Source organism: Ekhidna algicida (assembly GCF_051379705.1).
Taxonomy (GTDB): domain Bacteria; phylum Bacteroidota; class Bacteroidia; order Cytophagales; family Cyclobacteriaceae; genus Ekhidna.
This window is the reverse complement of record NZ_CP179868.1, coordinates 1,345,715-1,367,500: the sequence shown is the minus strand read 5'-3', so window position 1 is coordinate 1,367,500 and position 21,786 is coordinate 1,345,715. Positions and strand designations below refer to the sequence as shown.

Annotated in this window: 25 protein-coding genes, 2 rRNA genes and 1 pseudogene (1 of these 28 running past the window's edge); 18 read left to right on the top strand and 10 right to left on the bottom strand. The window is 38.7% G+C overall.

What is annotated here, in order from left to right:
- From ACL8WY_RS05875 to ACL8WY_RS05830, 10 genes and pseudogenes are all read left to right on the top strand, one after another.
- A 23S ribosomal RNA gene (locus ACL8WY_RS05875) occupies nt 1–541 on the top strand; it begins 2,323 nt to the left of the window's first position.
- Between the two features lie 91 nt (nt 542–632).
- Nucleotides 633–744, top strand: a 5S ribosomal RNA gene (gene rrf, locus ACL8WY_RS05870).
- A gap of 243 nt (nt 745–987) precedes the next feature.
- Nucleotides 988–1,083 (top strand): annotated as a pseudogene (locus tag ACL8WY_RS05865) (hypothetical protein); the annotation flags it as partial.
- A gap of 57 nt (nt 1,084–1,140) precedes the next feature.
- Nucleotides 1,141–2,805: a hypothetical protein gene (locus ACL8WY_RS05860; RefSeq protein WP_436518083.1), complete on the top strand. Its 1,665-nt coding sequence runs from the start codon at nt 1,141–1,143 to the stop codon at nt 2,803–2,805.
- Nucleotides 2,802–4,055: a dihydroorotase gene (locus tag ACL8WY_RS05855; protein ID WP_436517496.1), complete on the top strand. Its 1,254-nt coding sequence runs from the start codon at nt 2,802–2,804 to the stop codon at nt 4,053–4,055. The genes ACL8WY_RS05860 and ACL8WY_RS05855 overlap by 4 nt, the downstream gene beginning before the upstream one ends.
- Nucleotides 4,052–4,561, top strand: a complete 510-nt coding sequence (locus ACL8WY_RS05850) for a DUF4199 domain-containing protein (protein ID WP_436517495.1) — start codon at nt 4,052–4,054, stop codon at nt 4,559–4,561. Before ACL8WY_RS05855 ends, ACL8WY_RS05850 begins: the two co-directional genes overlap by 4 nt.
- Before the next feature lie 2 nt (nt 4,562–4,563).
- Nucleotides 4,564–5,085: a DUF4199 domain-containing protein gene (locus ACL8WY_RS05845; protein WP_436517494.1), complete on the top strand. Its 522-nt coding sequence runs from the start codon at nt 4,564–4,566 to the stop codon at nt 5,083–5,085.
- A complete protein-coding gene (locus ACL8WY_RS05840) occupies nt 5,078–6,052 on the top strand; it encodes a glycosyltransferase family 2 protein (protein ID WP_436517493.1) in 975 nt (324 codons plus the stop codon). The genes ACL8WY_RS05845 and ACL8WY_RS05840 overlap by 8 nt, the downstream gene beginning before the upstream one ends.
- Nucleotides 6,045–7,007 carry a glycosyltransferase gene (locus tag ACL8WY_RS05835; protein WP_436517492.1) on the top strand — a complete coding sequence of 321 codons (963 nt, stop codon included), beginning with the start codon at nt 6,045–6,047 and terminating at the stop codon, nt 7,005–7,007. The genes ACL8WY_RS05840 and ACL8WY_RS05835 overlap by 8 nt, the downstream gene beginning before the upstream one ends.
- Nucleotides 7,008–7,022: 15 nt before the next feature.
- On the top strand, nt 7,023–7,430 hold the full coding sequence (locus ACL8WY_RS05830; RefSeq protein WP_436517491.1) for a DUF2721 domain-containing protein: 408 nt from the start codon (nt 7,023–7,025) through the stop codon (nt 7,428–7,430).
- 2 nt (nt 7,431–7,432) lie between these two features.
- Here ACL8WY_RS05830 and ACL8WY_RS05825 read toward each other — a convergent pair whose 3' ends face one another.
- Together ACL8WY_RS05825 and ACL8WY_RS05820 are read right to left on the bottom strand one after the other, a co-directional pair.
- On the bottom strand, nt 7,433–8,692 hold the full coding sequence (locus tag ACL8WY_RS05825; RefSeq protein ID WP_436517490.1) for a cation:proton antiporter: 1,260 nt from the start codon (nt 8,690–8,692) through the stop codon (nt 7,433–7,435).
- Between the two features lie 148 nt (nt 8,693–8,840).
- A complete protein-coding gene (locus tag ACL8WY_RS05820; RefSeq protein ID WP_436517489.1) occupies nt 8,841–9,173 on the bottom strand; it encodes a MotA/TolQ/ExbB proton channel family protein in 333 nt (110 codons plus the stop codon).
- 136 nt (nt 9,174–9,309) lie between these two features.
- On the opposite strand from ACL8WY_RS05820, the gene ACL8WY_RS05815 reads away from it, so the two are divergent.
- Nucleotides 9,310–10,071, top strand: coding sequence for a LytR/AlgR family response regulator transcription factor (locus ACL8WY_RS05815; protein ID WP_436517488.1), 762 nt, complete (start codon nt 9,310–9,312; stop codon nt 10,069–10,071).
- Here ACL8WY_RS05815 and ACL8WY_RS05810 read toward each other — a convergent pair.
- Entirely contained in the window at nt 10,061–10,924 is an 864-nt protein-coding gene (locus ACL8WY_RS05810; protein ID WP_436517487.1) for a hypothetical protein, read from the bottom strand. The two genes, ACL8WY_RS05815 and ACL8WY_RS05810, sit on opposite strands and share 11 nt — an antisense overlap.
- Nucleotides 10,908–11,861 carry a carbon-nitrogen hydrolase family protein gene (locus tag ACL8WY_RS05805; protein ID WP_436517486.1) on the bottom strand — a complete coding sequence of 318 codons (954 nt, stop codon included), beginning with the start codon at nt 11,859–11,861 and terminating at the stop codon, nt 10,908–10,910. The genes ACL8WY_RS05810 and ACL8WY_RS05805 overlap by 17 nt, the downstream gene beginning before the upstream one ends.
- Before the next feature lie 68 nt (nt 11,862–11,929).
- Here ACL8WY_RS05805 and ACL8WY_RS05800 point away from each other — a divergent pair, with 68 nt between their 5' ends.
- Genes ACL8WY_RS05800 through ACL8WY_RS05790 form a run of 3 tightly spaced genes read left to right on the top strand, consistent with a single transcriptional unit; the run spans nt 11,930 to nt 13,919 of the window.
- Nucleotides 11,930–12,955, top strand: a complete 1,026-nt coding sequence (locus ACL8WY_RS05800; RefSeq protein ID WP_436517485.1) for a sensor histidine kinase — start codon at nt 11,930–11,932, stop codon at nt 12,953–12,955.
- A complete protein-coding gene (locus tag ACL8WY_RS05795) occupies nt 12,952–13,305 on the top strand; it encodes a response regulator (RefSeq protein ID WP_436517484.1) in 354 nt (117 codons plus the stop codon). The genes ACL8WY_RS05800 and ACL8WY_RS05795 overlap by 4 nt, the downstream gene beginning before the upstream one ends.
- A gap of 11 nt (nt 13,306–13,316) precedes the next feature.
- A complete protein-coding gene (locus ACL8WY_RS05790; protein ID WP_436517483.1) occupies nt 13,317–13,919 on the top strand; it encodes a hypothetical protein in 603 nt (200 codons plus the stop codon).
- Between the two features lie 3 nt (nt 13,920–13,922).
- Here ACL8WY_RS05790 and ACL8WY_RS05785 read toward each other — a convergent pair whose 3' ends face one another.
- Both ACL8WY_RS05785 and ACL8WY_RS05780 read right to left on the bottom strand, forming a co-directional pair.
- The gene (locus ACL8WY_RS05785) at nt 13,923–14,327 is read right to left on the bottom strand and encodes an OsmC family protein (RefSeq protein ID WP_436517482.1); all 405 of its coding nucleotides are present in this window, start codon (nt 14,325–14,327) and stop codon (nt 13,923–13,925) included.
- Between the two features lie 7 nt (nt 14,328–14,334).
- Nucleotides 14,335–15,054 carry a hypothetical protein gene (locus ACL8WY_RS05780; RefSeq protein WP_436517481.1) on the bottom strand — a complete coding sequence of 240 codons (720 nt, stop codon included), beginning with the start codon at nt 15,052–15,054 and terminating at the stop codon, nt 14,335–14,337.
- Nucleotides 15,055–15,186: 132 nt separating this feature from the next.
- Between ACL8WY_RS05780 and ACL8WY_RS05775 the strand changes: the two genes are divergently transcribed.
- Together ACL8WY_RS05775 and ACL8WY_RS05770 are read left to right on the top strand one after the other, a co-directional pair.
- Nucleotides 15,187–16,200, top strand: coding sequence for a sensor histidine kinase (locus ACL8WY_RS05775; protein ID WP_436517480.1), 1,014 nt, complete (start codon nt 15,187–15,189; stop codon nt 16,198–16,200).
- Entirely contained in the window at nt 16,197–16,895 is a 699-nt protein-coding gene (locus tag ACL8WY_RS05770) for a LytR/AlgR family response regulator transcription factor (RefSeq protein WP_436517479.1), read from the top strand. Before ACL8WY_RS05775 ends, ACL8WY_RS05770 begins: the two co-directional genes overlap by 4 nt.
- On the opposite strand, the gene ACL8WY_RS05765 is transcribed toward ACL8WY_RS05770, so the two are convergent.
- The 4 genes from ACL8WY_RS05765 to ACL8WY_RS05750 form a co-directional block, all read right to left on the bottom strand.
- Nucleotides 16,892–17,395 (bottom strand): hypothetical protein, encoded by a 504-nt coding sequence (locus ACL8WY_RS05765; protein WP_436517478.1) that lies wholly within the window; start codon nt 17,393–17,395, stop codon nt 16,892–16,894. The two genes, ACL8WY_RS05770 and ACL8WY_RS05765, sit on opposite strands and share 4 nt — an antisense overlap.
- Nucleotides 17,396–17,399: 4 nt before the next feature.
- Nucleotides 17,400–17,921, bottom strand: a complete 522-nt coding sequence (locus tag ACL8WY_RS05760) for a hypothetical protein (RefSeq protein ID WP_436517477.1) — start codon at nt 17,919–17,921, stop codon at nt 17,400–17,402.
- A 1-nt stretch (nt 17,922) separates the two neighbouring features.
- On the bottom strand, nt 17,923–18,912 hold the full coding sequence (locus ACL8WY_RS05755) for an SMP-30/gluconolactonase/LRE family protein (protein WP_436517476.1): 990 nt from the start codon (nt 18,910–18,912) through the stop codon (nt 17,923–17,925).
- A 98-nt stretch (nt 18,913–19,010) separates the two neighbouring features.
- On the bottom strand, nt 19,011–19,520 hold the full coding sequence (locus tag ACL8WY_RS05750; RefSeq protein ID WP_436517475.1) for a DUF1905 domain-containing protein: 510 nt from the start codon (nt 19,518–19,520) through the stop codon (nt 19,011–19,013).
- Nucleotides 19,521–19,638: 118 nt separating this feature from the next.
- Here ACL8WY_RS05750 and ACL8WY_RS05745 point away from each other — a divergent pair, with 118 nt between their 5' ends.
- Both ACL8WY_RS05745 and ACL8WY_RS05740 read left to right on the top strand, forming a co-directional pair.
- Complete coding sequence (locus ACL8WY_RS05745) at nt 19,639–19,995, top strand: BlaI/MecI/CopY family transcriptional regulator (protein WP_436517474.1); 357 nt, start codon at nt 19,639–19,641, stop codon at nt 19,993–19,995.
- Nucleotides 19,992–21,779, top strand: coding sequence for a M56 family metallopeptidase (locus ACL8WY_RS05740; RefSeq protein ID WP_436517473.1), 1,788 nt, complete (start codon nt 19,992–19,994; stop codon nt 21,777–21,779). Before ACL8WY_RS05745 ends, ACL8WY_RS05740 begins: the two co-directional genes overlap by 4 nt.
- The last annotated feature ends 7 nt before the right edge of the window (nt 21,780–21,786 follow it).

Sequence of the window (21,786 nt, the reverse complement as noted above, 5' to 3'; positions counted from 1 at the left end):
GACTGTGAGGCCTACAAGCCGAGCAGGTAGGAAACTAGGATATAGTGATCCGGCGGTTCTGTATGGAAGGGCCGTCGCTCAAAGGATAAAAGGTACTCCGGGGATAACAGGCTGATCTCCCCCAAGAGCTCATATCGACGGGGAGGTTTGGCACCTCGATGTCGGCTCGTCACATCCTGGGGCTGGAGAAGGTCCCAAGGGTTGGGCTGTTCGCCCATTAAAGTGGCACGCGAGCTGGGTTCAGAACGTCGTGAGACAGTTCGGTCCCTATCTGTTGTGGGCGTAAGAAATTTGAGTAGATCTGACTTTAGTACGAGAGGACCGAGTTGGACTAACCGCTGGTGTACCAGTTGTTCCGCCAGGAGCACTGCTGGGTAGCTACGTTGGGAAGGGATAAGCACTGAAAGCATCTAAGTGCGAAACCCACTACAAGATGAGATTTCTTTTAAGAGATGTTCTAGATTAGGACGTAGATAGGCTGCAGGTGTAAAGGCAGTAATGTCAAAGCTGAGCAGTACTAATTACTCGTAAACTTTTTTGAAGCGTTTCGATAAACTCGCGTTTTTCATGTGAATCTTTCATTTTTAATGTCAAGACATTAAGTCCTGTCCTTTTTGGATATAGGCAAATTTTATGGTGATTATAGCGACGGAGTCCACCTCTTCCCATTCCGAACAGAGAAGTTAAGCCCGTCAGCGCTGATGGTACTGCCGTAACAGGTGGGAGAGTAAGTCGTTGCCAGTTTATTATAAAGAGGTATTGTCGTAAGATGATACCTCTTTTTGTTTTAAGAAGTTGTGGTTCAAGTAACGAAGTATTCAGCACGCCACAGTTGATATCAGCTTATTATAAAAGGGCTTGTCGCAAGATGATGTCCTTTTTTTCTTTTATATAACTTGTTGTACTAATAGATCGTTTAGTAGTCGAAAAAAGCATTAAGTGAATCCTTGGTTGTATTTCGTTCTCTTCCTTTTAGTACCGATTTTGGTGCACCTTTTTGATTTTCGGAAAGCACGCAAACTATATTTTTCATCTGTTAAGTTTATTGTAAACCTTACCTCAAAAACTAAGTCTAAATCTCGACTAAAGTATTTGTTGATATTATCTAATAGAGTTTTAATTTTCGTATTAATTATTGTTATGATATGGGTTTTATTGCAGAACCTAAACGAATCAGCTAATGAGGGCGAGGTAGGTGTTCATTTTGACAATTCTGTGAGTTCAACAATTGATAATGCCTCACTTAAGGTAGAAAATGGGATAAGGCAATTACACGAGCAATTTGGAGCTTTAGTATATTTTGATAATCAGGAAAAAAAACTCATCGATAGGAAAACTGAGATATCATTATCATCAGGCACTAGACCTCAATCCAGGACTTGGAAAGTTTTAGTTGATAAGTTCAATAAAAATGGATTGTCTTCGCATTATCTGTTTTCAGATTATCAAGCATTGAAAGTGTCCGATTTAGAAGAATCTTTGATGGATTCTACCAAAAAGTATTTCCTTGTAATTACAAATGATCTCAATGTGGTTAGGAATGTAAGTGTTGATAGTTTGTATTTAATGCCTAATCAAGAGAACCTATCTGAGATTTCAATCTTTGTTAGGTTTAAGGTGAATAATATGGAAACTGGGAGTGTAGTTGTGAAACTTATGAACGGCTCTCGGCAATTAAGTTCTGTTGTTAAAGATATTGAAGGGCTTAAGGAAGTTAGTTTTGATCTTTCAAAAGATGCTTATGGAGGATTTGAAATTGTTTTGGATGGGGATGATGTGACCTTTGATAATACGTTCTACTTTTCTGTTAGCGAACGTCTGAAACCTAAAATTGTAATTATTGAATCACCTAGTTCAGAGGCTTTAAAAGCGGTTTATGACAATCAAGAATTATTTGATGTTGACTTTCAATCCATCAATAATCTGGATTATGAAGCTCTGCAAGAAGCTGACCTAGTTGTGATAAGTAGTCAGTATTCTGTCCTTGAGGCAATTCAGAATCTTAGCAATACTAATTTCATTGTATTTCCTACTGATTCAGTAGATATCCTCTCTTATGAGAAATTTATTGATGTTAGTTTGGAAACTTCCGGTGAAAATGTATCCGAGACTTCTATAGATTCAGAACATCCACTCTTAAAAGGTGTATTTGAGAGGAGAGTTGAGGAGCAATCAATGCCTGTAGGGAGAGCAATGTTTTCGATTGGAAGAAATTTCGAACCGATTATTAAATTCAGAGATGGTAATCCATTCTTGCTCAAGAAAAATAATATCTACTTCTTTAACACTACATTGGAGTCGTCCTCAGGTGGTTTTCAGTCCCATGCGCTGTTCTTGCCAATTCTTTTTCAAATTGCTTTTTCCTCGACAGGAGGAATTGAACCACCCTACTACTATCCAGAAGGAACTATTTCTGTTTCCAGAAAAGCCTCTGATGTGCCAGTCAAATTGGTAAGAGATGGCTATGAGGTGATCCCTACATTTAATTCTAATGGTTCTGAGATGATATTGGAATTGCCGAACGATTTGGAGGCTGGTGAGTATCAATTGATTCAGGATAATGATACTTTGAAAAGTATTTCTATCAATATACCAAAGATTGAATCTATAATGCAAGCTCCCGATTTTGATGAAATGCGAGAGGCCTTTGTTGATATGAAGCATGTTGAAGTAACAAAACTCACTAATGGAAGTGATAATGTAGTATTTGCGAGCGGTTCTCAATCGAGCTTATGGAAATATGCATTAATTTTGATTGTGTTTCTAATTCTGACCGAAACAGTACTGCATAGATACCTTAGATGAGCTTATTGCTAAAAAATGTAATTGTACTTGATCTAAATTCTCCCGCTCACGGCAAGCAAGCAAATATTCTCATTGAAAAAGGAATTATAGCCTCGCTAAATGGCAAAACAGCTACGAAAGAGGTTGATCTAAAGGGGAAATCAATAACTGTTGGGTGGTTTGATCTAAATGCCCAATTCAATGACCCTGGAAATGAACATCGTGAGGATATTGAATCAGGGATAAAATGTGCTCAGGCTGGTGGCTTTACAGATATCTGTTTAATCCCGGAAACGGATCCACCAATTGAATCAAAAAGTGATGTTAGCTACATACTCAAAAAATCTTCTGGCGAGGTAGATGTACATGTATGTGCAGCTGTAAGTGAGGAGTTGAACGGTGAAAATCTAACTGAAATGCTGGATTTGAAGGAGGCTGGAGCAGTGGCTTTTTCTGAAGGAGACCGTCCAATTTGGAACGCAGAACTGTTGCTCAAAGCCCTTCAGTATACAGCTGGTATGAAATCTCCAATAATTCAAAATGGAAGGGACATCCATATTTCTACCTCAACTCATATGCATGAAGGCAAGACGAGTACTAATTTAGGCTTGAGAGGAGAGCCATCTTTGTCCGAAGAGTTAATCATTCAGCGTGATATCGAAATTTTAAAGTACAGTGGCGGAAGTATTCACTTTTCAAGAATCTCCTCGGCTAAAAGCGTTGATTTAATAAAAGCAGCGAAAAAGACAGGTTTAGCCGTCACTTGTGATGTCGGTGTGCATCATTTGATTTTCAATGAGGAATCAATTGGAGAATTTGATACAACGTTTAAAGTGTTGCCTCCATATAGATCAGAGAAGGACAGAAAAGCTCTTATAAAGGGAGTAAATGAAGGAATCATAGACGCAATTTGTTCAAATCATCGCCCGTATGATCAGGAATGTAAGCAATTAGAGTTTGACTTAGCAGACCCAGGCAATATATCACTTCAGACTTTTTATTCATCTCTACTTCAAATTTCTAGTGAGGTCTCGGTGGAGATTCTAATAGATAAAGTGACTAATGGGCCAAGATCTGTTCTCAACTTCGATCAATTAATAATTGATAAGGGACAACCAGCCAAACTCACCATTTTAGATCCAAAAGGTGTTTGGAAGCTTGATAGTCAAACAAATCTTTCCAAATCCTTCAACTCCCCTTACTGGAATAAAGAATTGAAAGGGTTTGTATTAGGTACCATAAACAGATCTAAAGCGACATTTAATCAGTGATAAAACCGACTTTAAAGTATTCCATCCTATGTGGACTATTCCTTGTAGGGCTTTTTTTTATATCAATCAACTTTGGAAGTAATCCACTGCTTGACTTCCGGCATTTTATATTTGATCTGGGAGTATTTTTCTTATTTGTATTTTTTGCCGCTAAAGAGTTTAAGGATTTCCGGAATGATGGCTATTTACATTTCTGGCAGGGTATAAGTATTGGATTTATTGTGATGATACCTGCAGTGCTTATATTTTCTTTGATATTTTTTGTAATATTTGAGAGCAATGGGGAACTAATGGAAGGGTACAAGGAAGGTGCAAAGGCATTCTTGCTCGATCGTAAAGAGTTTTTTCTGAAAGAATTTACACAAGAACAGTTGGAAGAGCAGCTTGCCGCTGTGGATGAGATTACAACAACTCAACTATTGTTTAGTACCTTTTGGAAGAAAATTGGTGCAGGATTCCTGATAACCCCCGTTGTATCGATAATTTTAAGAAAAAAACCTAAATAACTATGAACAATCACGCAATCAAATCCGGAGTAATGCTAGCTGTAATTAGCATAGTTCTTACTCTTCTGATCTACATTGTTAGTCCAGCTACGTTGGCTTCAATGTGGATGATGCTATTCTTCCTTGTTTTCATCGCACTTGTTTCCTACTTTGGAATTCAGCATAGAAAAGAAATTGGAGGATTCATGGCTTTCGGCAAAGCTTGGGTATATTCTATGCAATTGCTCGTGGTAGCAGGAATAATTATGACAGGATTTAATATACTGTTATATAACGTTATTGATCCTGAATTACCGGCAATTTTGGCGGACCAAGCTGTTGATAATGCAGAATCTATGATGTCACGTTTTGGAATGCCAGAAGATCAAATGGACGAAGCACTTGAAAAGACCAGAACTGATACACTTGATAGGTTTACAGTAATGGGGTCAATAAAGGGATTTCTATTCGGACTCATTTTCTATGCTATTTTAGCACTTATAACTGGAGCGATCATCAAAAAGAACGAACCTGAACTTGAATAAAGATTTATCTATAATCGTACCCGTTTATAACGAGGAAGAATCCATTCCAGAACTTTTGGAATGGATTTTTCGCGTTGTAGATGCTCATAATATTGAAACAGAGGTTATCCTAATCGATGATGGAAGTACGGATACTTCATGGTCTGTTATTGATCGGCATGCAAAGAAGGATTTACGTGTTTGTGGATTGAGATTCAATCGAAATCACGGAAAATCAGCCGCATTGCAGACTGGCTTTGATTATGCCAAAGGTGAAGTTGTAATTACGATGGATGCCGACCTACAAGATAGTCCAGATGAAATACCTGAGCTAATGCAGATGATAAAGGATCAAAATCTACATATAGTATCCGGGTGGAAAAAGAAAAGACACGACCCAATTAGTAAAACTGTACCCTCCAAGTTGTTCAACTGGGTAACAAGAAAGGTCTCAGGAATCAAGCTTCATGATTTTAATTGTGGACTAAAAGCATATCATATTGACGTAGTTAAAAATATTCATGTCTATGGTGAAATGCACCGTTATATTCCCTTAATAGCGAAATGGAATGGTTTCAATCGTATCGGGGAAAAGGTAGTTGAGCACAGAGCTAGGAAGTATGGTACGACGAAGTATGGTATGAAGCGTTTCATTACAGGGTTTCTTGATTTGCTTTCAGTTACTTTTGTTTCCAGATTTAAAAAGAACCCGATGCACTTTTTTGGAGCATTAGGCACTCTTTCTATTGGAGGTGGTTTTTTTATCACAATCTGGGTTATTGCAGAAAAGCTTTATGGGCAATACCATCAAATGGTGGTAAGAGATGTTGTTGATCAACCGCTTTTCTTCCTGGCATTAGTTGCTTTAATTGTTGGAATGCAGCTATTCCTTGCTGGTTTTCTTGCTGAAATGCTTATTCAGGTTAATCAGAAAAAAGGAGATTATCTAATCTCGGAAAAAACTGATGCTACAAAGGGCAATGCCTAAGTATTCCATTATAGTTCCTGTCTATAATAGACCTAATGAAATTGATGAGCTACTTAATAGTTTAGTCGATCAAACTTATCAGGAATTTGAAGTAATAATTGTAGAGGATGGCTCGGATAAACCTTCTGAGAAAATCATTTCTAACTACAATAATTTAGATATTAAGTACTTCTTCAAGGAAAACACAGGTCAGGGGTTTAGTAGAAACTTTGGAAGTGAGCATGCTCAAGGAGAGTGGCTAGTATTCTTTGATTCTGATTGTATCATTCCTCCCAATTACCTAGAAAATCTTGATGGACTAACGAGTAAAACAGTAGTTGAAGCATTCTGCGGGCCGGATTCAGCAAGGGACGATTTTTCTACCTTACAAAAAGCTATTTCATATTCAATGACATCTTTTTTAACAACAGGAGGAATAAGAGGTAGGGAAAAGAAAATTGATAGTGAAGCACATCTGAGGAGCTATAATCTGGTAATGCAAAAACAAGTATTCAAGTCGCTAAACGGATTTGCCAAAACCAATATGGGCGAGGACATGGAATTGAGCAATAGATTTCAATTAAGCGGGCACAAAGCACTCATAAATCAAAAGTTAGAAGTGTACCACAAGAGAAGAAATAGCTTGAAATCATTCTTTATGCAGGTTTTTTCTTTTGGGAGAACCCGAATACAGCTTAGAAGGATGTATGGTATAGCCATTAAACTCCCTCATATTTTCCCAACCCTGTTTACTCTTGGGTTTCTACTGATTGGGGTAGGATTCATCATATCTCATCAGTATGCAAGTGCGCTTGCAGTCATTTATTCTGGCTACTTTTTTATGATTCTTCTCCACTCTTCAATAACCAATAGAAGTCTAAAGGTTGGATTGCTATCAATCATCACTTCATTCATTCAGCATTGTGGTTACGGCTTAGGCTTTATAAAGGAGAGCATTTCACCAAAACATTCTTGATTCTATCTTTGAGTCATGCAGATAACACTAACAACACCGGCTTTACTCTTCCCAGCCATCTCGCTTTTACTCCTTGCATATACCAATCGTTTTCTTGCTATTGCCACACTGATTCGGCAGTTGCATAAAAGCTATTTAGATAATCCAAAAAGCGTTTTGGAGGGACAATTGAAGAATCTAAGAAAGCGACTTTTTCTTATCAGGGCTATGCAGCTTTTCGGTGTATTAAGTCTGCTTCTATGTGTGCTGGCGATGTTCTTTATTTATCTGAAAGTTGGAGAATGGGGGAGTGCAATTTTTGGTATATCCTTGGTATTACTTTTACTTTCGCTGGTGATTTCAGTTAGAGAAATTCAGCTTTCTACAAAGGCCCTTGATATTGAATTGAGTGACATGGAGCTTGGGAGCAAAATCAAATTCTGATGTCAGTTTAATTTGCTCGTAGAAGAATTGAAAATCTTCATCATGCGGGCAAGCGTAAGCCCCTGATAGAGGACGGTACTCACAACCACTACGTATGTCATAGTTACTATTATTTCCTGACCTGGAAAGTTCGTTAATGACAAAGAAACGGCAACAGGTAATCCACCTCTAAGCGCACCCCATGAGAGTATCGGGATAGTACCAGTGTCAAATGATCTTCTCATCGCCATCATTCGAATAGGAATAAAGACACTTATCCAGCGTCCGAAAAGTGCAAAATTTACTGCGAAAAAACCCAAGGCGAAATAATCCAACTTTAATGGGATGACGAGCATTTCAAAACCGATAAGGACAAAGAGCATTGCCGCAAGAGTATCTTCCATGAGCTGCCAAAATCTATATACATATTCCCCTACAGCACTTTCACCCTGTTCATCCCTGCCGAAATTACCAAGGATGAGTCCAGTTGTCACTGCTACCATCATTGAAGACATGGAAAACAGATCTGCGACATATGATCCACCCATAACTAATGCTAATGTCACTAGCACTTCGACCTCTACATCGTCATTATCTATGTAGGCTAGCAATTTGTACCCAACCCATCCAAAGAATAGTCCGCCGATGATGCCACCTCCGATATCTCTGATAAGAACCCAGATAGTACCGGTGAAGCTCAAAGCGCCCTCCGCTACACCTTCTCTGTATATATTCACTAAGACGAGTGCTAGGACAATTGCTATTCCACCATTAAGTAAGGCCTCACCCGATATTTTGGTTTCCAAATCGTTAGACATTCTGAATCGTTGAATAGTCTTGGTGATTGCTACTGGGTCAGTAGATGAAATGAGAGCCCCAAAAACCAGGGCTGCTATGTAGCTCAACGAAATGCCCAAATACCCTGCTGTGAAGTATATCAGCGTGGCAATAACAAAGGTGGAAATTAGCACACCGAAAAATGAAAGAACAAGCACTGGAATAAGCTGATTGCCAAGCTTTTTAAAGTCAACATTTAAGGCGCCAGCAAAGAGCATCACACTTAAGACAAACCGATAAAGTACGTCCGCGAAATCATACTTTTTCACTTGTTCGGCGAGGTGGAATTCGGGGAAAAGCTGGCCGAAGATAAAAACAAGTAAGGAGAGAATCAGCGCCAGGATAGTTAGTCCAATTGAAGAGGGTAGTTTTAAGTAAAATGTATTGATGAAAAGAAATACGCCTGAGAAAAAAATAAGTACGGTGATGATATCAAATATGCTCATGGCGGCTTGTTTTGATCTTAAATCTAGCAATTTCCATGCTGATTTCATTCTATTCAAAAAATGAAACTTTCCTAGCTCTCAGATTTGACGATTGTTAATTATGTAATTACACCAAATTGAATTAAGGCCGGACACACCGGCCCTAAGTTTACTTCTTTGTCTTTAACACCAGCGCTAAAAGTAGTGCGACTATGTAGATAATGATTCCGTAAATCGTGGTGATCATCGATACCTTAAGACCACCTGCAAGCATTGCAGGTGACACTGAGCCCATTTGTTGGATTGCTTCAAAGGCGGAAAAAAGACCAATTAATTGACCAAGAATTCCAGTAATAGCTGCTAAAAGACCAACTGACTTAATCTTTCCTGTATCGTTGCCTCTTTCTGAAAATCTCTTTACCGCAAGGAAAATAACTACACCTAGCTCGATTGTAAGTATGCTCATGAATAACATACCACCCATTTGAAATAATTCAATCATTGTTTTTGTATTTGGTTAAACATACTGACAAAGCAAGCGGGAGAAGGGTGTTATTTGAAAGGTCATATCCAGACGGAAACGTGTTGTTTATCTACTTTTCTGCCAAATTTGCGCAAAAAGGATCATCTTAGATCTTATGATATCAAAAAGAGCATTCATTTTTTGGATTACAGCATGGGTAGTACTTACGCTCTTATTGAGCTCATCTGTGGACGATTGGGTGGTGTCTTTTTATTTTGTCACCATTATGATGCCGGTGGTGATTGCCACCTCTTTTTTCTTTAATCGTTTTCTCGTACCACGCTTTCTCCTAAAAGACGATAGGCCCAAATTCTATTTGTATTTCACTTATATGCTTATAGTTTCTATTTATCTGGAACTGTTGGTGATGGTATTAGCCTTCGTTATACTAGCAGATTATCAGATAGAAAATCTCGGTAAGATTGCTGGTGATATTTATTTACTGACAGTGATTTTGTACTTAGTAGTTTTGATAGAAGGTTTGATATTATCCATTCAGAAGCTCAAAGAAAAGGCTAGTGAGATGAATTCGATGCAGGAGAAGCTGTCTATAGAAAATCGAACGGAGATAGCCATTCGGTCGAATCGAAAGCAAGTATTGCTTCCTTTGCATAATATATTGTATGTGGAGAGTAGGGGAGATTATGTTCAGATCCATACAGATGCGCAATCACACAAGACTAAAGAGAAGATAAGTAGTTTGAACGAACGATTGCCCAGTTCATTTATTCGGATTCACCGATCTTTCATAATAAACAAAAACCAGGTTTCTAATTATAATAAGGACGAGGTTACGCTTAAGAACTATACCATTCCCATAGGAAGGAAATACAGAAAGTCAGCCGATGAACTACTTCAGCAGAATGTCATTGCCTGAAGTAGGCCTTTCCATTTAGCATAAACGAATGCGGCGTGTCTATCAAAATGGTTAAACCATTGGAATTTGATATTTTAAGTCGAGTACCTTTTTCGGGAGACAGACTTTGTTTTTTAACTCCTTGACCAGAGATAGATAAAAGGTAGAACATTTGAAGGCTTGGATCATAACCGAAATACTCAATTATTTTACTTCCTCGATCCACTTTTAACACATTAGCTTCAACCAGCTCGGCATTCCAGATCATTCCGTTTGTTGTTTTATAATCACCTGTCAGTACTTTCATAATAGTGTTGATGTCAGATTCATCATTATTAGCATAAATCTGGATGCTTGCAACGATGGCATCTTCGAATTTTGATTTAACCACCTCAGCATAATTTGAGAGACTGTCGACTAATGTTTCTGGGAATGATAGAAATAAAAATGAGGTACTACTTGCTCTTCGGTTATTTATGGATTTATGGATTAGGTCCTGGAATCCATACGTTCTTAATTCAAGCATCTGTCCCTTTACCACTCGGCCTCTCGATTCTTTAACGTCGGTGATTTTCAGACTTTTTGGATTGATATCCTGAATGCGAAACTTTCGGATAGTGTAGGTCTTATCTCTGATATTAGCTGTATTGGGTCTGTCAGAAACGATATGTTTGATAGTGATTTCGTTGTTTTCATTGGCATAGAAGGTGTTATTCCACCAGCGTTCACTTGTGTTTTCATAGTAGAGGTAATCGAGCTTGATCTCAAGCCACCCTAGAGCTGATTTTAGCTTTACTTCATCTTCTTCAGGAGACTGAGATGAAGCCAAAAGAGGAATTAGAAAGAAAATAAAAAGCTTAATTTTTTGAATCATGTAGGACTGATTGTCTTTCTCTATTAATATTCAGACTGAGCACATCAGGTCTCGAGTAATGCCCCGATGGGTCAAAGTTCTGCCGTTCCTCTCTCACTCTTTTGTGATCCAAATCAGCAATAATTAATTTTTCTTCGTTCACTACCGGCTCAACTAACCATTTTCCATCTGGACCAGCAATACATGATCCGCCATCAGCAAGTGCGTCTGGCGTTGCACTTTTCATCTCCTCTGCATATGGGAAGTGCTCAGGGATGTCATCCGGGCGAAATATTCCTGACACACCAACGACGAAAGATCGAGACTCTTGTGCAATTACCGGCAGTAGCATTTCTGTATTCCTTTTATTACCAGGCCAAATCGAAATATGAAGATCTTCTCCCTGGGCGTACATGGCAGCTCTGGCTAGCGGCATCCAGTTTTCCCAGCAGTTTAGACCACCCACGGTAAATGGAGATATTTTGTGTGTAACTAACCCATTCCCATCACCAAGACTCCATGAAAGCCGCTCCTCGTATGTTGGCATTAGTTTTCTGTGAACAGACTTTATGTCGCCATTCTGATTAATATAAACCATGGAGCAGTAAAGACTATGTCCACCTCGATCCAGTGGTCTCTCCATAATTCCAAGATAAATCGCAATCTGTTTCTTTTTGGCCAAAGCGCATAAAGTGTTAAGATGGCCCTCTTCTATGGAGATAGCCTGATCAAGATATAACGCATGAATCTCCTTGTGCATCGGAGAATTAAATTCGGCTCCATTTATTCGATCCAGCCAAAATGGATATCCTGGGAGTAAGGCTTCTCCAAATACAACAAGTTTGGCCTTCTGATTAGCTGCATCTGTAGTCCATCGCACAATCTTTTCTATCGTTTTTTCTCGATGAAGCCATACAGGCGCGATCTGTGCTAGAGCTAGTCTAAGACTTGATTCCATAGTCAACTTATTGGGTTCTTGAAGCACTAAAATAATTGGAATTATCTTGCATGTGTAACCATTGCCTGATGAGTGTATTAAAAGAGGAGGATTTACACGAGAGACTTCAGCTTTTCGAGTCATCCGTATCTCATGCCAGTATTATCTGGAATGACCTTCAAAAGGTATGTATCATCGATAGAAGCAAGGATTTCTTTTTGGATGAAGGGGATTTCAACCTGTTGGATTACACAGATAGAATTCAGCTTGAATCTATTAAAAAATTTCATAGCTCCATTGGTTTTGGCTTTTCTGAGACTTTTATATCACTGAATTATAATGGCAGAAAGGTAACAGTTAGATGCTGCGCTACACAAAAGGAAGATGTGATAAAAGGGCTTTGGGTGGTGGTTCCTGAAAAGGACAATTCAATCCTGTATCTCCAAAATGCGGCTCATGACTTTCGGTCTCCGCTAGGTTCAGTAATTGGAGTAGTCAATTTGATGCAACACTCTATCAAATCCGATTCAAAGATTGATAATGAGGAGTTGGCCACTTATTTGGATATGATAAAATTCAGTACAGATAAAGCATTGAATTTGGCTGGTGAAATAATGCAGCTTGCCGAAATTGAATCTAAAGAATATGTTCTGAAAACGGATAAAGTGGTAGTCAAAGACTTTGTTCAAAACTACATTGATACACACAGATTATTAACTCTCAAGAAACGTATTCAGATAAAGTTTGATTGCCATTCTGATGCTTCGGCTTCAATAAATGAATCAAAAATGACCCGGGCACTAGATAATGTAATTACTAACTCTGTCAAGTTTAGTAAAGAGGGCACCAAGATTACATTCACCTTGCTGGAGGAAAAAGAAAAAGTAATCATAAAGATATCTGATGAAGGAATTGGGATGAGTAAGCGGATTTTGGATAACCTATTTGTCAAATTTGGTAATGCGAAAAGAAGTGGTCTCAATGGTGAACCTACCCATGGTTTAGGGATGTCGATTGTTCGTCAAATTATGAAGCTTCATCTAGGAGATATAAAAGTTCGAAGTGAAGAGTCAAAAGGAACCGAGGTAGAATTGATTTTAAATATGTGCGGATGAAAAAGATAATTATAGCCGATGACTCTTTCTTTCAAAGGAAAACGCTACAGGATATTACCCAAGAATTGGGATATGAATCTGAAGCGGTTTCTTCTGGAGAAGAACTTTTGAGCAAATTGAATGACTCTCATGATTGTATTTTTCTTGATCTACTAATGGGAGGAATGTCTGGGATTGAAGTGCTCGAGGAGCTTCAAAAAAGAGAAAACAAAATTCCGATTGTTGTAATTACTGCAGATATTCAAAAGGCAAGAAAAGAGGAAAGTCTGGGATTGGGAGCTACAGCATTTATGAATAAAATAGTTTCCAAAGATGAATTGATTTCAATACTTGATAACATTTTTAAGTAAGCGATACAGATATGTTAAGTGAAAAACAAATAGATACTATAACAGAAATAATTAACATAGGTGTTGGTAAAGGATCTGCTTCGCTTAGTCAAATGATCGACGGAGAGATTCTACTAAATGTTCCATATGTGAACGTGATTTCGTTTGATGACGTCTTATCAGAAATTGAAAAATTAGGAGGAGGTGATAGCGTACATGCTGTTGAGATGAAGTTTTCCGGAGAGTATGAAGGTAGTGCTAACGTGATACTGGCTGGTGACAGCTCAAAAATTCTGGCTTCCTTACTCATTCATGAAGACCCTGACTCCAGTGCCATTGCCGAGATGAAAGATGGATTAATGATCGAAGTGGGAAATATTATTCTCAATGCAATCATGGGGTCTTTTGGGAATATTTTAGATGCTCCCCTAGACTATCACATGCCCAAAAGCTATCAAGGTGATGTAAAGGGTGTATATAGTCAGCTTGATAAAGATCGCTACAATCAGGTGCTTGTCTGTCACACAAACTTTACCATCCGAGGAAAAAATGTTAGCGGTGACATCTTGATTATGTACGAAATGGGCTCATTCGACAAGCTCACAGGTGTATTAAATAAAATGATTGAAGGTTAAAATTTAATCGCGTTTAATCTCAAAAGAGTGCGTTTGTTCAGCACTTAATGATCCTGCCACAGAACAATACTTTTTAGTTGCTAAATCTACGATACGCGACGCTTCCTCTTGGGTAAGGTCTGGCGAGGTGATAATGTATTTCAAGTGAATTTTTGTGAAGCTTCTTGGATGTTCATCCCTTCGCTCTCCACTGATTTCTGCATCAAGGTCAACGAATTTCTTCCTTCGTTTCTTTACCATAGACACGATCTCAACGGCCGCACAAGCACCTAAAGCAGAAAGTAATAATTCAGTAGGGGACTGATTCTGCTTTTGATCACTAGCGCGCATATCAATCTCTACCTTATTGCTATTTGAGTTTGTTGAGGTGAATTCTTCATCACCTTTGTATTTAAGATCTATTTTCATTTTTCACTCAGTCAATTTTCCAAGCTAATGTATCATGGTGATCAGCAATGAGTGAACGCAAGTAGCTCCCTATAAAGTTCACACCTTCAAATCCGGCAGCTTTTGCAGCTTTATCTTCTTCTTCGAATGCAATTTCCGGTCCTGCAAAGTCATGCATATCATCATAAAAGCCAATGGTGAAATTATCCCAACTTGGTCCAAACACTCGGTTAAATATGAAATTCGGCCTATGATTGATTAAAGCATAAAATTTGTTTTCAGACTGCCGTTGTTTTACAAGCTCTGCTTGCTTACCGGCGAGTGAGGTAAATATCTCAATATGGAAAAGCTTATATTTCTCAAAAGCTTCTACAAACTTGTTGATGATTGGTCCGCTGACGATGGCTTCTTCTTGATATGATACAATGTCGAAAAATGGATCACCAATGGGTTTTTCAAAGGATTGACTTCCTTTCCGCTTATTGCTCTTGTCATTTGAAAAATATGAGTCTAAGTCATCAATCGGATAGATTAGCATCAAATCCCAATGATCTCCCTGACTATGCCTTAAGAGATATGGTTTGTTAGACGTATAGTCGGTGTAGTTTGAAATATCCTCTTTAATTACTTCAATTAGACGCAGAAGTTCACCAGGTTTAGCTCTAAGGAGCGTTACTTTATACAGCTGATCTTGAGCTGTAAGTTGAGAGGCCACAAGCAAAGTAAATAGTATGAATATTTTTCTCATACGGCTAATTTATGCCGATTTTGAGATTAATTGTACCAGCATAACATTTCTCTATGCAGATCAGGGTTTGAGCTATACTTAATTTCCTCTCCAAAACATCAAATTAGATGCTAGAAACTATCTTTAAAAAAGATGAAAAGAAGGACCTTCTTATGGCACTCATTATTTTGGGTGGTATACATGTCTATTTTCACCTTTGTAGAAGGTGGTTACAGCAATAAATTCCGTCAGGCATTCTTTATTGAGACTGCTTACTTCCCCATTCGACTGGTAGTTGTTTATCTCAACTACTTTGTGATCATGCCTGGATTTTTGTTGAAAGGGCGAATCGGACAATATCTCACTCGAACATTCATCAGTATACTAATAGCGGCTGTTTTCCATCGCTTTGTGATGTATCAGTATATCAATGAACTGATATTTCCAGACTGGGATCAAGGCAGTTTTTGGCAGCTCTACAAATTTGTGCAAGCAGGTATGATTATCACCTCTCCAATGATTTTTCTTATCGGAATTACCGTGGTGTACCGATTGATTGACTCCCAGAAAAAATTAGCTCAGATAGCTGAGGAGCGGACCAAGGCTGAACTCTTGTATCTGAAGAATCAGATCAACCCACACTTCTTTTTCAATACACTGAATAATTTATACGGCCTGGCGCTCTCGAAATCCGACAAAACTCCTGAGGTGGTCATGAAGCTTTCAGAGCTCATGAGCTACATGCTCTACGATACTAAGCAAAGCTTTGTGACGCTTGATAAAGAGATTCATTACATAAAAAACTATATAGAGCTGGAAGAGGTCCGTTTTGAGGGACGGTTTAATTGCAATATGAAAATAGAAGGCATGACTGAACAATTGAGTGTACCTCCGCTTTTGCTTCTTCCCTTTGTTGAAAATGCGTTTAAACATGGAGTAAACACCTCTTCATCCGGAGCTTGGATCAACGTAAATCTGGTAGTAACAAAAACGGAATTGTCATTCTCAGTCGAGAATAGTATTGGTTTGAAGCAAAAAAGTCATAAAGGCGGATTAGGGATTAAGAATGTGCAACGTAGACTTGAGTTGTTGTATCCCGATAAGCACGAATTGACATTTGGTGAAAATGATAATAGCTATAAAGTTTTTTTAGCACTGCAATTATGAGTGAGATAATCAAATGTTTGGTAGTCGATGATGAACCTATCGCTCAGGATATCCTGGTAGGTTACATTAACCAGATTACCAATTTGGAACTTGTAGGTACATGTATCAATGCGATAGAAGCAAATAACGTTCTTCAAAAGGAACACGTTGATTTGGTACTTCTAGATATAGAAATGCCGATGGTGAATGGATTGAATTTCCTGGCAAATCTTGAGAGTCCTCCAAAGGTTATAATAACCACCGCATACAGAGATTTTGCAGTAGAGGGTTTTGAGTTAAATGCTGTGGATTATTTACTCAAGCCGATTTCAATAGAACGCTTTATGAAAGCGGTTCAAAAAATCACTATTGCAGCGATAGCAGAACCATACTCTGAAGAGTCCTTTATTTATCTCAAAGCGGATAAGAAGATGGTTCAGATTGTACTTAGCGATATTTTATACATCGAGGGCCTCAGTAATTATGTGAAAATTTATCTGACTGACCGAATGGTAATCAGCTATCAAAAATTAAGCTATCTGGAAAAGGTTTTGCCGGCAGAGAACTTCCTGCGAATCCATCGATCTTTTATCGTTTCCAGATCCAAAATCAGATCGTATACCAGCACTTTTATAGATGTAGCAGACGTAGAACTTCCGATTGGTGGAAGCTACAAGACTGGCGTTCTCGAAAAGCTAAAGGCGAATGAGGGCTAATCCCACAAACTAATTTTTGCTTTGGTTTGACCTTTTTCTTCAAAATATGCCAGCAGCTCTTGCGAATCTTCACCACCACGCTGTGCATGATGCAAGAAAGTAAAGCCATGTGGTCCAAGTGAGTTGATAAGAGTCGGGTAAGCTTCCAATGTAGGTTTTACCAACTCAGTTCTCCCAAGCATCGTCAGCGCATGCAGAGTTGGTCGAGCACCTTTTGAAATCAGGTAGTTCACCATTGCTTTATGACCGACATGCCCACCGGCACCAATTGCGGTTTCGAAATCACCACCACCCCAGTCCCATGAGCTGTAAATGAGATTAGGAAATTCTTCCAGAAGTTCTTTCACCTTATCAAGATTGCTGTGGCCGGCACCGACAAACGAGGATACGACCTCTTTCTGGTAAGATGCGGGTTTTTCTTGCCCCAAGATAGTATTTGGAGCTACAATTAGTCCGGCGCTTGCCAGTCCAATGCCTGAGATAAATTGCTTTCTATTCATAATTCTATTGGTTTATTCTTTTCCAAGTTGATTCTCCCTCAAACTGCCAATCGTCACTTTCTGATGTTTTATGATATGTTTTGGCTTTCATTTCATTTTTTGAAACAATGAAATGAATGTCTCGAGTGAAATGGACTCCTCCGGAGGAGGAAGTAGTCTTGAATGTAATGTCTAAATGTTCACCTTCATACCGTTTGACATTGCCTATACTTTTATCTCCCCATGTGGTCCTCTGAATCAAGAAAGCACTCTCTTCATCAGGCTCCAGGAAGTTCCAGACCTCCATTAATTGAATGGTGTCGCCATTATTCCTTACACCATAGATACTACCCAACACCGATGATGGAGACGACCAGGTTTCGAACTGCATATAGAAAGCTCGAAAACTATTGGGCTTTTTGTCATTTTTTATGTTTTCTGATGTCCAGGTTCCACCTACCGGAAAATTCAGTAAGGTTTTCATATCCGTTTGCGCATGAGTATTCAATGCAACAATCACAAGTAAAGTAATGATGGATTTTTTCATTTCAATCGATAGTTACCTTTAGAATTATCGGTTCAAAGAGCTGTTCCATGGGCCAAAGCGTTCCGTCTTCATTGAAGCTTCCAAACTGCGCATTCGCTAGGTAGTAAAATTGATTTTGCACCAAAACCCCCGTGGTAGGATTCATCATCAGCGGATGATTCTTCTCCAGCGTTTGCATCTGCTTGATTCCATCGCCATTATCATTTAAGTCCATCTGAGAAACCGTGGAAATATCTGGATGAACACCGATCAGACTCCACTTGTAGTAGTAGAGTCCATCAATGCTCGCTCGCTTTGATATGTTCTGACCTTCGGGAATACTCAGTTGCGTAATTTTCTTTGATTGAATGTCAATGCTGCTAATCCCATTACTGTGAGCAACAAAAAGTTTTTTGTCTTCTTTTATTGCAATTCCATTGGGGTATGGGAGAGCTTTGGTGGTAATGAAAAGCTCGGGCTCTTGATTCCATGCAAGCTTGTAAATGGCATGTTTATCAAACATATGCGTAAAGTATATATCCCCATTTTTCTTGTTAATGGTTAAGTCGTTGATAAAATGAACCTGACCTTTTTCCGAAAAAACATATTTGTCTATCAGCGCGCCGCTATTCAGGTCAAACTTAAAAATGCCAGCAGGCCTTCCGTCAGTTTCATCTTTGAGGTTGTAGTCCACTAGGTTGTCTCCACCCGAACTACATACCCAAAGAACACGCCGTTGCGCATCCACTTTCATGCCGATGGTCATCCAGAGACCATCTTGCTTGGGAGTGATGAAATCGCTGACATTACCATTTGAGTCAATTTTGATCACTTTTCCTTTTCGTGTGCTACTAACGAAAAACGCCTGTTGCTGAGGATCATATGCTATGCTTTCGGGTAACAGATCTTTTTCAGGAATGGTAAAAGCAATGAAGCTGTTGTTGATCCGCACTGGAGGTTGGGAGAGACAGACAAGTGAAGTGAAGAAGAAGATAAAGGCTAGATTTCGCATTCTTTTTTAGATTAATCTACGAAAAGCAACATGATGGTTTCGAAGACTTATCCCAGCGCTGTTGTCTCGAATGTGAAATCGTCAAATTCTGATGCGAATCATTTTCGGTTGTTGTATTCTTTAATCAAGGCATTTAGCCGCTTGAAGTCAAGTTCGCCTACGGATTCTTTCAGGTGGTGCATAATGGCGAGTCCTTTTGCAAGTTGGCTATCTACATTTTTGACTTTGCCCACCAGATGTATGAGTGTACGTTGTTTTCCTTTTGTCAATTGATGAAAATAGATGCTTCCTTCCCTGTCTTGATCTAGTAATACCTGGAAAGACTCTGGCATAGGCATACCATATTCGGAATGATCTTTCTCAAGCGTGAGCTCAACTTCGTCACCTTCAGAAAGGCCATTTTTTTTCATGAATTCTTTCTTAACATATATACTGTAAACGTCACCTTTCGGCATTAATGCGCTGTGAATAGCAGTGCCTGTACCTATTTTGCATACGATCCTTCTGTCCTCACCATTTATAAATTGGTCCCCAATTTCTTTAGGAATTGCCACGTAGTAGCTCCATAAATCAGATTCAAATTTTAGAATAATGGCTTTGAGTTTCATGCCGATGTTTCGCTCAGGAAATAGTTAAAAGTTCCCTTAAGACTAGTAAAACTGATTTTTTAGTTAAATAACTAATTAATCAGTTGCATAACTGATAAATACGTTATATCTTCACTGCATGGAAAGACTGACCAAAGCAGAAGAGCCGATCATGAAAATTATCTGGGACAAAGGAGACGTTTTTGTAAAAGAGATTGTAGAGGAATTGCCAGATGAAACTCCGTATAATACAGTGTCATCTTTGGTGAGAATATTGGAATCCAAAGGAATGGTTGGGCACAAAGCTTTTGGTAGGACTCATCAGTACTTCCCACTTGTCAACCGTGGCGAGTACCGGAAACGAATGCTCAAAAATATGATTGTCGACTATTTCGACGGTTCATACAAAGGACTGTTGTCCCAAATACTAGATGATGAAGAAGTAACGGTTGAGGAGGTAAATGAAATAAAGGCACTATTAAATAAAAAATCATGAATCAGTTTACTGCTTTCTTAATCGAAACTCTTCTGTTGTCGTCCGTCTTTTGCCTTGGATATTTAGTTATACAGAACCATACCACACCTACTTTCAAGCGCTTTTATTTGCTTGCCTGGATGATTTTTTCTGTTTCATTCCCATTGATAACTGTAAAATCAGAAGCAGCGCCCTATTTAAGTGTTGGAAAAGTGATTACCGAATCTTCACAGCGGCCTTCTCCAAATTTTGAACTACGGGAATTGAATAATGTGGAATTGCCATATGACTTGGCCGAGAAAGCACCAATTAGTGCTGCTTCAAAGACTGAAACAAATGCTGAGATTAGCTGGGTTATGATTTTGACAGTGGGCTACTGCATGGTATCGGGTTTTTTGTTTCTCAGAATTATAATTGGTCTTATTCAGATATTGAATTTGAAACATAGATCACAGATTTTAAAGGAAAGTGATGGCCTGGTTTATCAGGTAGATGATTCTTTATTTAATGGAGCTTCTTTTTTCAATTGGATATTTGTTGGTAATACACTGGGAGAACGTAATTTGATCATTCGTCATGAGCGACTACACTCCAAGTTGGGACATAGTTTTGATATTCTGCTGAGTCATGCGTATTGTGCAGTCTTTTGGCTCAATCCATTTAGTTGGTATATGAAAAAGTGTGTAGCACTGAATACAGAGCTGGAAGTTGATGCTCAAATGCTTCATTCTGAGGATGCAAATGATTATGCAAACACCTTGTTTGTACTCTCCCAAAAATTCAAAGGACCTTCGGTGATGAATTATTTCGGAGCATTTTATTTAAAGTCTCGAATCACTGCCTTGACAAAAACCATACGCCATAAGCACTGGGTATCCTTCTTTTCTTTTTTCACTGTGTTATCGATGTTTTTTTTGATAAGCTGTGAAGGTGTGAATTCTTCTGAAGTGATGGCTGAGCGTCTAAGCGATGTGAAAACGATTACAACAAGGTTTACCAGCCACCAAGCTGATACGCAACAGAAAACAGGTAGAATTGTAGCCATTGCAAGTTTTTCACCAGATGGCGTATTAGAAGAATTAGTTGAGCAGACGACCTATCCCTATGATCGAGAGTTTGAAGTGAAGAAGGTATTTTGGGAAGTGCCGGAAAAATCAGGATTGCCATATGTAATGGATGGCCTGTCTCTAGGAAATGCAGAAAAAAGCTTTCTGTATGGCCATGACTGGCCTAGCGCATATTATAAACATTTGTATGCCAAGACTCAGTCAAGAGATTTGCCATGGAATGAAATCGTAGAGGTTGATAATGCACTATTGCCTCAAGAAATCACCACTAAAAGAGAATTTGAACCAAATGGATTTGTAGGCTTTGGAATGCCAGATGTTACCGAATATTATTTATATGAAGATGAGAAGGTGGTAAGTGTGTCTTCAAAATCTGTTTATAAGGACCTTGATTATGATGATGAAAGGAATAAATCCCTGAAAGAGCTTGTTGAAAATAATACTACAAAAGCACAAAGAGAGGTTAAGGAGCGCATGATAAGAAGTTCGGGAAAAATTAGTCATATTGCTAGTTATGAATATGACGGAGACCTTCTGACAAGTATAAAGGAGGGAGATGCGGAGAGACGATTTTATTATGAAAATGATTTGATGATAAAGTCAGAGTATATCAGAGGGGAAGAGGTGATAAACACGCGTATCCATTACTACAAGAATAGTCTCAAGGATCGAACAGAGATATTTAATCGGTACAATGAGCCTGAATATACCATTACGTATGAGTATGAGTTTTGGTAAGACAACC